Source organism: Paenibacillus andongensis (assembly GCF_025369935.1).
Taxonomy (GTDB): Bacteria; Bacillota; Bacilli; order Paenibacillales; family NBRC-103111; genus Paenibacillus_E; species Paenibacillus_E andongensis.
On sequence record NZ_CP104467.1, the window covers coordinates 1,885,691 to 1,899,934 of the forward strand.

The window sequence follows — 14,244 nt, forward strand, 5'->3', positions numbered from 1 at the left end:
CCATGAAAGTCAATCAAGCTGAGTTTATAATCAGTGCGGTTGGACCTAGCCAGTATCCAGAGGATGCCTTGCCAGAGATTGCTCTGGCAGGGCGTTCTAATGTCGGGAAATCGTCACTCATTAACTGTATGATCTCCCGCAAAAATTTGGCCAGAACCAGCTCACAGCCCGGCAAAACCCAAACGCTAAATTATTATAAAATCAACCAGGACTTATATTTCGTAGATCTTCCAGGTTATGGCTACGCCAAAGTTTCCAAAACGAAACGGGAGCAGTGGGGAAAATTCATTGAGAGTTACTTGATGAATCGAGAAACACTTCGTCTTGTTATGCAATTAGTTGATTTGCGGCATCCTCCTTCCAAAGATGATCAAGCTATGTACGAGTGGCTAAGACATAATGATGTGCCAGTCATTGTTATTGCGACCAAGGCTGATAAGATCCCGAAAAGCAGATGGCCTAAGCATATCAAGATTGTGCGAGAAACACTTGGGATGGATAAGGGTGTCCAGCCGTTGATGTTCTCCTCGGAACTTGGGCTCGGGAAAGACGAGCTGTGGGGGATTCTTGAGCAAGCCATTGCTTATGGAGAAGCAGAGCCTGAAGAAGCGAACGAACTTGTGATCGAGCAAGAACAAGATAAAGAACAAGAACCGTCCTGATTCATAGGGCGGTTTTTTGTGTAGGGATTAGGAGGACGTCAAAAGACAGAGAAAATCAAGAAGAAGCATACGGGAAAGCGAGGTTTACTGGGGAAAATTTGCTGGCATTCCGTAATTCCTTGGTTTTTTCAGAATATTTGGCTGATTATAATGAATTGTACGCAGGAATATTAGAGACGCATGTAGTATAATAATAATCAAGGTAATAGTTAATGGCTTGAAAACAAAGAATCGAGGGATTTTTATGGCACAAAGGTTAGCGACTGAATATGTCAAAACCTGCCTCCAGTTAACAGAAGCCGAGATGTTCAGGTTTTTTCAAATGTTTGTGGATCATCAAGTGACGTTGCAAGTGAAAGTCTTGGAAAATGGCAACCAAGAGGTTGTTTTTCAAGATGGAGCAGGTCAGGAAATCGTCCTTTCATTTGAGAAGAAATCGGGCCTATATGAATGCACAGGATCCTGCAGATTAAGTAACACATTATTGGCTAATTTGATGCGTAAAGCGGTATCAGAGTTTAAAGGAAGCGCAACAGTAAACCGAATTTACCCTAGTTACACCATGGTTTACTATTATGAACGTGGAACAGTCGTTAAGATCGAGGAAGTCAAAGGGCAATTGTTGACCGTTATTTATGAGTACAAAGACACCATTGGTCAAATGCAGCAAATGTTCCAAAAGAGAGAAGTCGAGCAAGAGATTGAAATGATCTACGATCAAATTAACCATCTACTTGATTTACGCAATATGCTGCAGGGACAGGAAGAACATCAGCAGATCGACACTCGCCTCAATGAGCTAACACATCGTTTGTTTATATTGGAGGCTTAACCACACATATACCACTATTACAATAGACCCTTTTTAGGGTCTTTTTTGTTTTAAGACACTTGGTAAAAAAAACTATTGCATTTCTCGTCGATAGATGTTATTTTTATTCTCGTTGAAACAATATAGGAACCAGGATTCACTCAGGACATTGAATGTTGCGAGAGATTATACCCTCGGGAAGTGAATGACGTAGGTCCTAGCGGATGAAATTTTTTTCAGACATTTTATTCCTAGGAAGGGGGAACCGAAAGATGGAAACAGAATACTCAACTTTCGGAAGACACGTTGCTGTAGATACTTGGGGGGTAGATTTCGAACTTCTGAACAATGCAGATTGGCTGCAGGCTCAGATGGTAGAAGCTGCCGAGGTATGCGGAGCAACCGTACTATCTGTACAATCCAAGCAATTTGAACCACAAGGAGCAACTGTACTTGTTATGTTGTCCGAGAGTCATCTCTCCATTCATACTTATCCTGAGAGAGGTTTTGCCGCGCTTGACTGCTATACATGCGGTGAGACAGTGGACCCTCAATTAGCAATTGACTTTATGGTATCCGTATTGAAACCAGAAACATTCTATGCGAAGAAATTAGTTCGCGGAATGGGTGAACTACAAGTTGAAACTCCTGAAATAAAGCAAGCAGAGCTTGTTAAATAAGAATCTGCGCATAACAATAACGATAACCACGGAGAAATCCGTGGTTATTTGTTTGTCCAGATACCCATACAATGTTATTGCGACACATGTCCGAACATGAAGCAAACATGAATTGGGGGAACGGAATTGAAACAAAAAATAGTTAGAAAAGCAGTGATTTACAGTGTTGTTGTCTTCCTCATTATCTGGCCTATCTATCAGCTCATTCAAATACTAGGCCCGCATAAAGAAGAGCATGATGCTACCCATCTCCTGTATCAAGTATCTCTGTTTCAGATGGAACTTCTAAAGAGCTATCTGGAAGAAGCTGCTCAAAGCAAGGATACCGAAGGGTTGAATGCTGTGGGGCAAGCCCTTTACTCGGCAAGTTATACACATGAACGCCTGGTGCTCGCTGCAGGAGGAAGTGAATATCTGACTACACTGGACAGCATGACCCAGCTAACGCAATACTTGAAGCGTATGCAGGTGGGGGGAGAGCGCACATTAAAGCCTGATGAGCTCCAAGTTTTGAAGGAAGTTTGGCTTCAATACAAGAGTATGTACGATCTGTATGAAAAAATTATGGCTTCGAATGGCGATATTGTTTCGTCCCAAAATACGAAGCTGGCTGAACTAGATCGAAATTTAACCTCTTTTATTCGAAAAAAAGCACTTCAATAAAGGACTTATAGAAAACTTTGAGCAACGCTCAAAGATCCCAAAGCGGAGAGACTTTGAGCTACGCTCAAAGATCCCAAAGTGGAGAGACTTTGAGCAACGCTCAAAGATCCCAAAGCGGAGAGACTTTGAGCAACGCTCAAAGATCCTAAAGCGGAGAGACTTTGAGCAACGCTCAAAGATCCTAAAGCGGAGAGACTTTGAGCAACGCTCAAAGATCCTAAAGCGGAGAGACTTTGAGCAACGCTCAAAGATCCTAAAGCGGAGAGACTTTGAGCAACGCTCAAAGATCCTAAAGCGGAGAGACTTTGAGCAACGCTCAAAGATCCCTATATTAGGTATATACGAACCGAATGCTGTTAAAACTAACGAGAAGTAAAGCATTCATAATTTATACAAAAAATTTGTCGGATTGCTTGTTTTGCTGTGCTATAATGGGACATAGAATTAGACGGAAAGGCAGGTGGTACCTTTGCATATTATCGCACTAGGCTTGAATTATCGTACGGCCCCGGTAGAAATTCGGGAGAAGTTCGCTTTCTCCGATCAGGATTTACCTAAGGCATTGGCAGAATTGAAAGAAACGAAAAGTATATTGGAGTGTGTAATTGTCGCCACCTGCAATCGCACGGAAATCTACGCTGTTGTGGATCGACCGCAGATGTGCAGTCATTATTTGACACACTTCATTGAACGTTGGTTCCAAGTCGGTAAGGATCAATTCCAAAAACATTTATATATGTATGAAAATGAAAAAGCGATTGAACATTTATTCCGCGTAACAAGCGGGTTAGATTCCATGGTCATTGGGGAAACCCAAATTCTAGGACAAGTGCGTGATGCTTTTTTATCATCTCAAAATATGAAAGCAACCGGAGCTTATTTCAATACATTGTTTAAGCAATCCGTGACACTTGCCAAAAAAGCACACTCCGAAACAGGCATTAGCAATAATCCAGTTTCCATCAGTTATGCCGCGGTGGAACTTGGTAAACGAATATTCGGTACCTACATGAACAAGACGGTTATGATTATTGGTGCTGGTAAGATGAGCGAACTCACTGTGAAGCACCTTTACGCAAATGGCGCTAACAAAGTTATCGTGGTTAACCGTACGTTTGAACGTGCAGTAGAATTGGCCCAGAAATTTAACGGTATTCCATGTACCATGGATAACATGCCCGAGCATCTAGCGGAAGTGGACATTATTATTAGCTCGACAGGCGCTCCGGGATATGTTCTTACGAAGAATGATATTCAGTCCTATGTTCAAAAAAGAAAATCACGTCCGCTTTTTATGATGGATATTGCGGTCCCTCGGGATCTAGATCCGCAAATTAGCGGCTTACCTAATGTTTTTCTTTATGATATCGATGATCTGGAGAATATCGTTGATAAGCATTTGCAGGAGAGAAAGAAAGAAGCAGCTAAGATTGAAACGATGATTGAAACTGAAATGGGTGTTTTCGAACAATGGACGAAGACGCTAGGTGTAAGTCCGGTCATTAGCGCTCTTCAAACAAAAGCGAGTCAGATTCACGAAGAGACGATGGATAATATGCTAAAGAAGCTGCCGGACCTAGATGAACGTGAAATTAAAGTTATTCGTAAATTAACGAAAAGCATTGTGAATCAAGTGCTGCGAGACCCGATCCTTCGCATTAAGGAAATGGCGGGAGAGCGGCATGGTGATGAAGCGCTCGAGCTATTCACGAAACTGTTTGCCCTAGAAGAGACCCTTGAACAACAAGAACAAGCCGATCAGTTAGCACAAGAACTAGAAGCCGGGCATAAAGCAGTTGAAGCTAAGCAGTTGCTGGATGAGAAGTTGTCCGTGCTTAGTTTACAGAACGCTGATGTTCTAGCCCAATCTTGAAGAAAAGGGCGCTAATCGCCTAGGAGAGGTGCCATGGTAACACGTAGCTGGTTGTTTGATGCGATGATTTATATGTATGCCCTGAGCCTATTGTTTTACTTTTCGGATTTCGCTAATGCGAACCGAAGTGCGAAACGGATGGGGACGGGGCTGCTTTTGTTTGTATGGGTTCTGCAAACCGCTTACCTAGGAATTAACTTGTTTGGTCATTTGACAGAATGGGCATTTGCCCGGTCGGATGTACTATTTATGTTTTCGTGGTTGATTGTCACGATTTCACTGTTGATTAACCGATTTTTCCGCATTGAATTGTTTGTATTTTTTGTGAATGTACTCGGTTTTGCTATTTTGGCTTTGAATGTTTTCAGTAATCCGAACGTAACGCCAATTAAGCCCGATTGGAACATTAATGATGAGCTATTATTTATCCATATTACCCTAGCGATTGGCAGCTACGTGGCATTCTCGATTGCAGCTATTTTCTCAGGCATGTATGTGTTCTTACACAAAATGCTGAAAGCGAAGAAATTTTCTCAAACGGTGATGAGACTACCTTCCCTTGAGAAAATTGAGCATTACACCTATCTCTCCGTGATTATCGGAGCTCCTTTGCTTCTTATGGCTTTAAGCCTGGGTGTGGTTTGGGTTGTACTGGAAGGAAATCGTAATTTACTTTATGATCCTAAGGTAATTAATTCATTTTTTGTATTAGCAGCGTACGCTTTTTATTTATTTCAGCAGCATTCTATGCGTATTTCGGGTAATAAGCTAGCAGCTTGGAACCTTGCAGCATTCTTGATTGTAGTTCTCAATTTCGTGGTTTCTAATCTGGTTTCAGGTTTTCATGGCTGGATATGGAGCTAACGACGATGAATCATCCTTATCCGATTATGATGAATCTGTCTGGACGCCGATGTTTAGTTGTAGGCGGCGGTTCAGTGGCTGAACGAAAGGTGAAATCGCTTCTGCAAGCAGGTGCTCATGTAACAATCGTAAGCACAGAATTCACTGAGGGACTTATGAAGATGGAGAACCAGTCGGAAGTGGTACTGTATAGGCAAACGTTTCAGCCTTCGATAATGATCGATGAAAGTTCAGATTGTGCGCCTTACACTTTGGTTGTAGCTGCAACGAACGATGCGAAAGTTAATGCCGGGGTGTATGAGATTGCATCAAGGCAGGGACAGCTGATCAACGTTGTTGATCAACCTCAATTGAGCTCCTTCATCGTACCTTCTGTTGTTCGTAGAGGGAAGTTAGTTATTGCCGTTTCAACAGGTGGCGCAAGTCCGTCAGCTGCTCGTAAGATCGCTCAAGAACTAGACACCGCTTATGGTGAGGAGTATGAAACATACCTCGATTTCCTCAGTGATTTGCGGTTATTGATTCAGAGTAAGGTGGCCGATAAACAGGCTAGACAACGTGTGTTTAAAGAAATGCTAGAATGGGACGTGCTCGCCAAAATACGGAGCGGAACGTTCGAGAGTTGGAAAGAAAAGCTCTACATAACCATAGAAAAAGAACCTTGGATGCAGAGTCAAGTTGGGGATAAAGGTACAGATCTATCTGCTTGGTTAACAGCTATCAAGGATATCGGGCAGCAAGTACAAGGAGGCGGGTAGAGATGAGAACAATCATTGTAGGAACTAGGCAAAGTGCGTTGGCACTAACTCAGACAGGGCAAGTTGTGGAACTCTTAAAACAGCTTGCAGCTGACCATGGGATCGCTTGTCAATTTGAAATAAAGAAAATAGTCACGAAGGGCGATCGCATTTTGGACGTCACCTTATCCAAGGTGGGCGGTAAGGGGCTGTTCGTCAAGGAAATCGAACAGGCACTCGTGGACGGCGACATCGACATGGCCGTCCACAGCATGAAAGATATGCCCTTCGAGCTACCCGAAGGGCTAGTCGTTGGAGCGGTGCCGAAGCGTGAGGATCCGCGCGATGCGCTGATCACACGCGGGCACCGCTCCCTGGACGAGCTGCCGCAAGGCGCGCTCGTCGGAACCAGCTCGCTGCGGCGCGCCAGCCAGCTGCAGCATCTTCGCCCGGACCTCCGCATCGAGTCGGTCCGCGGCAACATCGATTCGAGGCTGCGCAAGCTCGATGATGAGAACTTCGATGCGATTCTGCTTGCCGCGGCCGGTTTGCACCGGATCGGCTGGCAGGATCGCATCAGTGCGTACTTGCCGCCCGAGATCTGCCTCCCTGCCGTAGGGCAGGGGGCGCTGTGCATCGAGTGCCGGGGCGGCGACGCCTTCATGCTGGACCTGCTGAGCAGGTTCCAGCATGAGCCAACTGCGCTCGCGGTGCGAGCGGAGCGGGCTTTCCTCGGCAGACTCAATGGAGGCTGCCAAGTGCCGCTCGGCGCTTACGCGAGCATAAGCGAAGACAGCAGCGTATCAGAGTCGCCGCTGCTCACTTTAACGGGCATGGTGGGTACGCCGGACGGCGTCACCATGCTCAAGGAAACGGCTTCCGGGCGCGATCCGGAAGCGCTTGGTTTGCTTGTCGCCGATAAGCTAATCGCACAAGGCGCAGAACGTATCCTGGCTGAGGTAAGGAAGTGAGCATCGTGAACAAAGGAAGAGTCTATCTCGTTGGTGCGGGTCCCGGAGATCCTAAACTCATCTCGGTTCGCGGTATGGAAGCTATTCAGAAAGCCGATGTCATCGTTTATGACCGGCTGGCCAACCCTCGTCTACTCAAGCATCGCAGACCGGAAGCAGAGCTGATCTTTGTCGGTAAACTTCCGGACAAACATATACTAAAGCAAGAAGAAATTAATCAATTGCTCGTGGATTTGGCCCTTCAAGGGAAAGTCGTGACTCGTCTCAAAGGCGGCGATCCCAGCGTCTTCGGTCGAGTTGGCGAGGAAGCGGAGCTGCTTGCAGATAACGATGTGATCTTCGATATTATTCCGGGTATCACATCCTCGATTGCGGTTCCAGCCTATGCGGGTATTCCAGTCACTCATCGCGATTTCACTTCGTCTTTTGCCATTATTACCGGCCATGAATATCCGAATAAAACCTACTCCAGTTTGGACTGGGAGCATCTGGCTAAGGCGATTGGCACCATGGTCTTCTTGATGGGTGTAGCGAATCTTGAACAAATTTGCCGCGAATTGATTCGCTGCGGCAAACCGCCAGAAATGCCTGTTGCTCTTGTCAGATGGGGGACATGGGCGGATCAGGCTACGATTACAGGAACGCTGTCAGACATTACTGAAAAGGTCAGAGAAGCTAATTTCAAATCGCCAGCCGTGATTATTGTTGGTGAAGTTGTTAAGCTGCGTGAGAAGCTGGCCTGGATTGAGAAAAAGCCGCTCTTTGGGCGTCGAGTGCTGGTCACAAGAGCTAGAAGTCAAGCAAGCGAGCTTGTGGATTTAATCGATGACATGGGCGGGGAAGCGGTTGAATTCCCAGTTATTCGATTACAACCGCCAAGTCGCCCTGAGGCCATTCAAGAGTTGGATCTGGCGCTAGACAAGCTTCAAGAATTTGACTGGGTGTTGCTGACAAGCGTCAACGGTGTTGAGTATTTTTTCCGCAGGCTGCGTGAAAAAGGGATCGATGTTCGTAAAATGGGGAATGCTCGCATTGCTGCCGTAGGGCCTAAGACAGCCGAAGCGCTAGCTGAGCGTGGCATTATTGCGGATGTACTCCCGGCCAAATATCAAGGCGAGGGTATCCTGGAAGCCATTCAAGCAGATTTGAAAGCCGGTCAGAAGGTGCTGTTGCCTACGGCTGATCTGGCACGTGATTATTTGCCTGCTAAGCTCAAAGAACTCGGTCTTGAAGTAACCGAAGTCGATGTCTACGAAAATGTACTCACGACAGATGATGGGGATGAAATTATTCATCTTCTGCAAAATCAAAGCATTCATATCATAACTTTTACAAGTTCATCCACGGTTACAAATTTACTTGAAGCCTTGCGTCAGCTGGGTGTGGAAGATCCGCTATCCTTGCTGCAAGGGGTTGAAATTGCCTGTATTGGACCCAAGACTGCAGAGACCGCAAGTCAATGTGGACTGCCTGTTACTTATATGGCAGAAGAGGCTACCGTTGCATCGTTAGTACAAAGCATTTCTCAACATAAATAATAAAAAGCCTCAGCTGCAGCTTCTTTAGGAGCTGCATCTGATCGCCAATAAGGAGGCGGAATTCTTCATGAGTTTTCCTATCGTTCGTAATCGCCGCTTACGCGGCAGTGCAGCTATTCGTAATCTGGTACGTGAAAATCAAGTGACTGTTCACGATGTTGTACAACCGATTTTTGTCACACATGGTTCGAACATCAAGTCCGAAATTGCTTCAATGCCAGGCGTTTATCATTTTTCTTTAGACAGAGTGCAAGAAGAGATCGAAGAAATTACAAAGCTTGGCATTCAAGCTATTCTTTTATTTGGTGTTCCGGATCATAAAGATGCGAAAGGAACATCCGCTTTTATGGATGATGGCATTGTACAGCAAGCAACTCGGTTGATTAAAGAATTGAATCCGAATTTGCTCATTATCGCCGATACGTGTCTATGTCAGTTTACGGATACAGGCCACTGTGGTGTCATCCATCATCATCCGGTTACAGGACAGGCGGATGTGGCGAATGATGCTTCCTTGGAGCTATTGGTTCGTACGGCTGTATCGCAAGCCAAAGCGGGTGCTGACATTATCGCACCTTCCAACATGATGGACGGTTATGTACATGCGATTCGTTCAGGTTTAGATGAAGCTGGCTATGAGAATACACCGATTATGGCCTATTCCGTTAAATATGCATCTGCTTACTACGGTCCATTCCGTGATGCTGTAGATTCTACACCGCAATTCGGTGACCGCAAGACGTATCAAATGGATCCAGCCAACGGGCGCGAAGCTTTGCGCGAAGCGGAAAGTGACGTTGCTGAAGGCGCTGATTTCCTCATGGTGAAACCGGCTCTTGCTTATATGGACATCATTCGGATGCTGAAGGACAACTTCGATTTGCCGGTAGTGGCCTATAATGTGAGTGCGGAGTATTCAATGATTAAGGCTGCGGCCATGCAGGGCTGGGTGAATGAAGAGGCTATCGTAATGGAAACAATGACGAGCTTCAAACGTGCCGGTGCTGATATTATCTTGACTTATTTTGCTAAAGACATTGCTCGATATTTGAAGAAATAGCTAATATCTATTTAGAGCCATTCACCTAAGATGCAGGGCGAGCAGTTTCCGGTGGAAACGATCAGCATGTAGTCTATAGTGCGGATGGTTCTTTTGTCATACTTTTGTCGCAAAACCTAAGCTTACCTCAGTTGTGACAGGGGTATAATTAGGGCATAATGAATGAGAATAGATGGAAACCAATCGGATAGACTTTGGCTTAGGGCCAAAGATCCCTATATATGGAAGGTGCCTCATGACCTACAACGATAATTTTATTAAAGCATGCCGGAAAGAACAGGTGGATACGCTGCCTGTTTGGTATATGCGCCAAGCTGGACGTTACGATCCGGATTATCGCAAAATCAAAGAAAAGTACTCACTGCTCGAAATTTGTCAGCAACCAGAGCTAGCTGCAGAAGTTACGATGATGCCCATTAAAAAGTTGGGTGTTGATGCGGCCATTTTATATTCGGACATTATGAATCCCGTTGCTTCTCTTGGGGTTGATTTTGATATTGTCAAAGATGTGGGTCCTGTCATTCATACGCCGGTTCGGACAGCACAAGATGTTGAGCGCCTGCGTCCAATCGATGTGGACAAAGATTTATCGCATATTATTCAAACGATCCGTATTTTAGATAAGGAGCTTGAGGTTCCCCTCATCTCATTTGCGGGTGCGCCATTTACGATTGCAAGCTACTTAATTGAAGGTAGACCATCCAAAAGCTATATCCGTACGAAGCAGCTTATGTACTCCGAACCAACCGTTTGGTTTGCCTTAATGGAGAAACTGGGTGATATGGTCATTACCTACTTGCGAGCGCATATCGCAGCGGGTGCCAAAGCTGTTCAAGTTTTTGATAGCTGGGTTGGCGCGCTTTCTCCTGCGGATTTCCAAATGTATGTGCTACCGACAATGACGCGTATTTTCAAAGAACTTGCGGACTTGAAGGAGCCAAAGATTTATTTCCCAGGCGTGAGTTCAGGGGAGCTGCTTCCATATCTCAAAGACATCCAAGCGGATGTCATTGGTCTAGATTGGCGGATTCCAATTTCTGTAGGCCGCGGACGAGTTGGCGAACGCTTTGCCGTACAAGGAAATTTGGATCCCTATATTTTAACAGCTCCTATGAGCGTTATTGAGCAGCAGGCGAAAGCGATTATCGATGAGGGGATTCAGCAACCGGGTTATATCTTTAACCTTGGCCATGGATTATTCCCGGAAGCATCGCTTGAGAAGTTAAAGGATTTGACTACATTCATTCATACTTACTCACATTCCGTATTAACGAAGCAAGCAGAAAAGAGTGGTGTTTAGCATGGGAAGTCAGCGCATTGGTGTTTTAGTCATGTCTTATGGTACTCCGGAAAGTTTGGATCAAGTTGAAGCTTACTACACACATATTAGACGCGGGCACCCTCCAACGCCTGAACAGCTGCATGAGTTAACGGCTCGTTATGAGGCAATTGTAGGTGGGTTTTTCCCGCTGCGTGAAAATACGAACAAGCAGGTTAAAGGCCTGGAGAGTACACTTCGTCAAGAGCATCCAGAACTTGAATTCGTCTGTTATCAGGGTCTGAAGCATGCTCAGCCTTATGTAGAAGACGGTGTGGAGCAAATGGTTAAGGACGGTATTACAGAGGCTGTAGGAGTCGTTCTGGCCCCTCACTACTCCACTATGAGTGTTGGCGGCTACGTGAAAAGAGCGAAAGATAAGGCAGAGGCGCTTGGTCTGAAGATTGATTTCGTTCTTGACTACCATCTTCATCCGAAACTGCTTGATGCCCTTAGCACACGTGTTGATAAAGCCTTGGAGAAATTCGCAGGTATTGATCGCAATGATGTGCGTGTTATCTTTACAGCCCACAGCTTGCCTGAGAAAATACTTGAAATGAAAGACCCATACCCAGATCAATTGCTTGCCACTTCCAAAGCCATTGCTGAACGTGTAGGTCTGACGAATTGGCAGTTTGGTTGGCAAAGTGCTGGGCAAACAGCGATGCCGTGGCTCGGTCCGGATATTTTGGAAGTTCTTCAAAAGATCAATCAAGAAGAAAACGTCAAAAATGTTCTCCTATGTCCGATAGGTTTTGTTTCCGATCATCTGGAGGTTCTCTACGATATTGATATTGAAGCACAGGCTTTGGCTAAGGAACTTGGACTGCATTTGGAACGAACAGAATCACTAAATACAGACCCTCTATACCTGGAAACATTGAGTGATGTTGTCTACAAGAAATGGAAAGAGGTCACCCGTTTATCATGAGTACTAGGATTCCTCACTACATGATTATTGGCGGGGGGATTACGGGGCTTAGCGCAGCTTTTTACTTAAAGAAAAGGTTGGAGTCGGCGGAAGCCCCTTTTCGGCTTTCTGTGGTGGAGAAGTCCCCGACATTTGGCGGGAAAATTCATACCATAGAGCGAGAAGGATTCGTCATTGAAAAGGGTCCGGATTCCTTCCTTGCACGGAAGCGTCCTATTATTGATCTGGCTTATGATCTTGGGCTTGAACAAGAGCTTACAGGTACGAATCCTGGGGCGAAAAAGACCTACATCGTACGTCAAGGCAAGCTGCACCGCATGCCGCCTGGCTTAGTGCTCGGCATACCCACGCAGATGACACCGTTCATGAAGACGGGCCTCATCTCCCCGTTAGGTAAAATGCGAGCTGCACTCGATTTGATTCTGCCTAAGCGCGATTTATCGACGGATGAATCGCTTGGGCATTTCCTGGAGCGCCGATTAGGGAAAGAAGTGCTTCAGCGCATCGTGGAACCGCTTCTAGCAGGGATTTATGCCGGTGATACATTTAAGCTTAGTTTGAAAGCAACGTTCCCACAGTTTCGAGCGATGGAACAGAAGCATCGAAGTTTAATTCTAGGGATGATGGCGAGCCGCAAAAATGTGAGTGAAGAGAGTGCTCACTTACCTTCCGGTGTTCGTAACTCGCTTTTTGTAACGTTCAAGAAGGGACTTCAGACGTTGGTTTCGGGCTTAGAAGACGCCTTAAAGACTGTGGATCTGCGAAATGGCGTTGGGGTTATATCTGTTCGTAAAATGGGGCAGCAGCAAGCCGAGGTTATCTTTGAAGATGGGCATAGTGAAGTGGTAGATGGCGTTATCCTAACTACGCCGACTTATCAGGCAGCGCATTTGTTAGCAGATCTGCCCGCAGCAAATCAGCTTAAGAAGATTGAGTACATTTCTGTGGCGAATGTAATTATGGCTTTCGATCGCAAAGATATCCCATTTGAACTGGATGCGTCGGGCTTTCTAGTACCCAAAACCGAGGGCAGGACGATTACGGCGTGCACCTTAACATCTGCCAAATGGCTGCACACAGCCCCAGACGGGAAGGTGCTTCTGCGCTGTTATATCGGTCGTTCAGGTGAGCAAAAATGGCCGGAGTGGTCGGATGAACAACTAGTTAGCAAAGCTCGCCATGATCTTCGAGAATTGCTAGGACTAAAGGCGGAACCGCTCTTTACGGATGTAACTCGCCTCATGCATTCCATGCCCCAGTATCCTGTCGGTCATCTGGAGCAGATTGCACAGTTTCGTGAAGAGCTTGCTGCAGCTATGCCTCAAGTCATTGTCGTGGGCGCCGGGTTTCATGGTGTGGGTCTTCCTGACTGTATAAGGCAAGGTAAAGAGGCTGCTCTGCAGCTTGCAGACCTGGTCCAAAACCAGTCACAGGAAGCCGTAGCTAGTTCGATTTAACGAAGTTTGGCCAGGTCTAATTTGAAATCGGATGATGAAATGGTTAAGATTTGCTTTTCTTCAAGATCACGAATCACCTGCATAAGTGTCGCTTTTTGCACGCCGGCTAGTTGAGATATTTCATCAAAGTTAAGCACGAGCTTAATGGTAATCGTAGATCCGTTACGCAGCCCATGTTTATTGGCCATTGTGATCAAACTTTTGATGACACGCGTTCTCGCGTCTAAGAAGGTCAAGTCAAACACTTGTTGATTCGTATCACGCAGTCGATTGCTGAGCTCTTGCATAATGCCCAAGGTAATGTCAAAATGAGTGCGTAGCAGATCGAGGAAATTTTGTCCTGTCAATGTGAGAAGCACACTGTCTTCCAACGTTTGGGCAGAAGCAGAGCGCGGCTTGCCATCTATCAGTGAAAGTTCACCGAAGCTTTCGCCTGATTTGCAGATGGACAATATTTTTTCCTCACCGGAGCTGCTTGTTGTGAAAATTTTGACGGAGCCGCTGAGGACCATATAAAAGACAGAGCCAACTTCTTTTTCGGAAAATAGGACGGTACTCCTTGTAAAGGAGCGTTTCGTACAGATCTGAGCTAGAGCGTTGAAATGTTCTTCATTCAATTGGGAGAATAAAGGTACTTTTTTGAGGATTTCGATCATATGGGTACCGCCTTTATATGTTG

14 protein-coding genes are annotated in these 14,244 nt (G+C 45.7%); 13 read left to right on the forward strand and 1 reads right to left on the reverse strand.

Going from position 1 to position 14,244, the window contains the following annotated elements; genetic code table 11:
* Positions 1 to 2 precede the first annotated feature (2 nt).
* From yihA to hemG, 13 genes are all read left to right on the forward strand, one after another.
* Positions 3 to 662: a ribosome biogenesis GTP-binding protein YihA/YsxC gene (gene yihA, locus NYR53_RS08710; protein WP_261304806.1), complete on the forward strand. Its 660-nt coding sequence runs from the start codon at positions 3 to 5 to the stop codon at positions 660 to 662.
* A 244-nt stretch (positions 663 to 906) separates the two neighbouring features.
* On the forward strand, positions 907 to 1,494 hold the full coding sequence (locus NYR53_RS08715) for a non-ribosomal peptide synthetase module (protein ID WP_261304807.1): 588 nt from the start codon (positions 907 to 909) through the stop codon (positions 1,492 to 1,494).
* Positions 1,495 to 1,745: 251 nt separating this feature from the next.
* Positions 1,746 to 2,153: an adenosylmethionine decarboxylase gene (gene speD / locus NYR53_RS08720; RefSeq protein ID WP_028556978.1), complete on the forward strand. Its 408-nt coding sequence runs from the start codon at positions 1,746 to 1,748 to the stop codon at positions 2,151 to 2,153.
* A 126-nt stretch (positions 2,154 to 2,279) separates the two neighbouring features.
* Complete coding sequence (locus NYR53_RS08725; RefSeq protein WP_261304808.1) at positions 2,280 to 2,816, forward strand: S-adenosylmethionine decarboxylase; 537 nt, start codon at positions 2,280 to 2,282, stop codon at positions 2,814 to 2,816.
* Positions 2,817 to 3,285: 469 nt separating this feature from the next.
* A complete protein-coding gene (gene hemA / locus NYR53_RS08730; protein WP_261304809.1) occupies positions 3,286 to 4,689 on the forward strand; it encodes a glutamyl-tRNA reductase in 1,404 nt (467 codons plus the stop codon).
* 33 nt (positions 4,690 to 4,722) lie between these two features.
* Complete coding sequence (locus NYR53_RS08735; RefSeq protein ID WP_261304810.1) at positions 4,723 to 5,553, forward strand: cytochrome C assembly family protein; 831 nt, start codon at positions 4,723 to 4,725, stop codon at positions 5,551 to 5,553.
* A gap of 5 nt (positions 5,554 to 5,558) precedes the next feature.
* Complete coding sequence (locus NYR53_RS08740; RefSeq protein ID WP_261304811.1) at positions 5,559 to 6,311, forward strand: precorrin-2 dehydrogenase/sirohydrochlorin ferrochelatase family protein; 753 nt, start codon at positions 5,559 to 5,561, stop codon at positions 6,309 to 6,311.
* A gap of 2 nt (positions 6,312 to 6,313) precedes the next feature.
* Positions 6,314 to 7,261 (forward strand): hydroxymethylbilane synthase, encoded by a 948-nt coding sequence (hemC, locus tag NYR53_RS08745; RefSeq protein ID WP_261304812.1) that lies wholly within the window; start codon positions 6,314 to 6,316, stop codon positions 7,259 to 7,261.
* 5 nt (positions 7,262 to 7,266) lie between these two features.
* Complete coding sequence (gene cobA, locus NYR53_RS08750) at positions 7,267 to 8,799, forward strand: uroporphyrinogen-III C-methyltransferase (protein WP_261304813.1); 1,533 nt, start codon at positions 7,267 to 7,269, stop codon at positions 8,797 to 8,799.
* 67 nt (positions 8,800 to 8,866) lie between these two features.
* Complete coding sequence (hemB, locus tag NYR53_RS08755; protein WP_261304814.1) at positions 8,867 to 9,859, forward strand: porphobilinogen synthase; 993 nt, start codon at positions 8,867 to 8,869, stop codon at positions 9,857 to 9,859.
* A gap of 235 nt (positions 9,860 to 10,094) precedes the next feature.
* Positions 10,095 to 11,159 (forward strand): uroporphyrinogen decarboxylase, encoded by a 1,065-nt coding sequence (gene hemE / locus NYR53_RS08760; RefSeq protein ID WP_261304815.1) that lies wholly within the window; start codon positions 10,095 to 10,097, stop codon positions 11,157 to 11,159.
* Position 11,160: 1 nt separating this feature from the next.
* A complete protein-coding gene (gene hemH / locus NYR53_RS08765) occupies positions 11,161 to 12,108 on the forward strand; it encodes a ferrochelatase (RefSeq protein ID WP_261304816.1) in 948 nt (315 codons plus the stop codon).
* A complete protein-coding gene (hemG, locus tag NYR53_RS08770; protein WP_261304817.1) occupies positions 12,105 to 13,565 on the forward strand; it encodes a protoporphyrinogen oxidase in 1,461 nt (486 codons plus the stop codon). The genes hemH and hemG overlap by 4 nt, the downstream gene beginning before the upstream one ends.
* Here the strand turns inward: hemG and NYR53_RS08775 are convergent.
* Positions 13,562 to 14,221, reverse strand: coding sequence for a Crp/Fnr family transcriptional regulator (locus NYR53_RS08775; protein WP_261304818.1), 660 nt, complete (start codon positions 14,219 to 14,221; stop codon positions 13,562 to 13,564). The two genes, hemG and NYR53_RS08775, sit on opposite strands and share 4 nt — an antisense overlap.
* Positions 14,222 to 14,244: the final 23 nt, after the last annotated feature.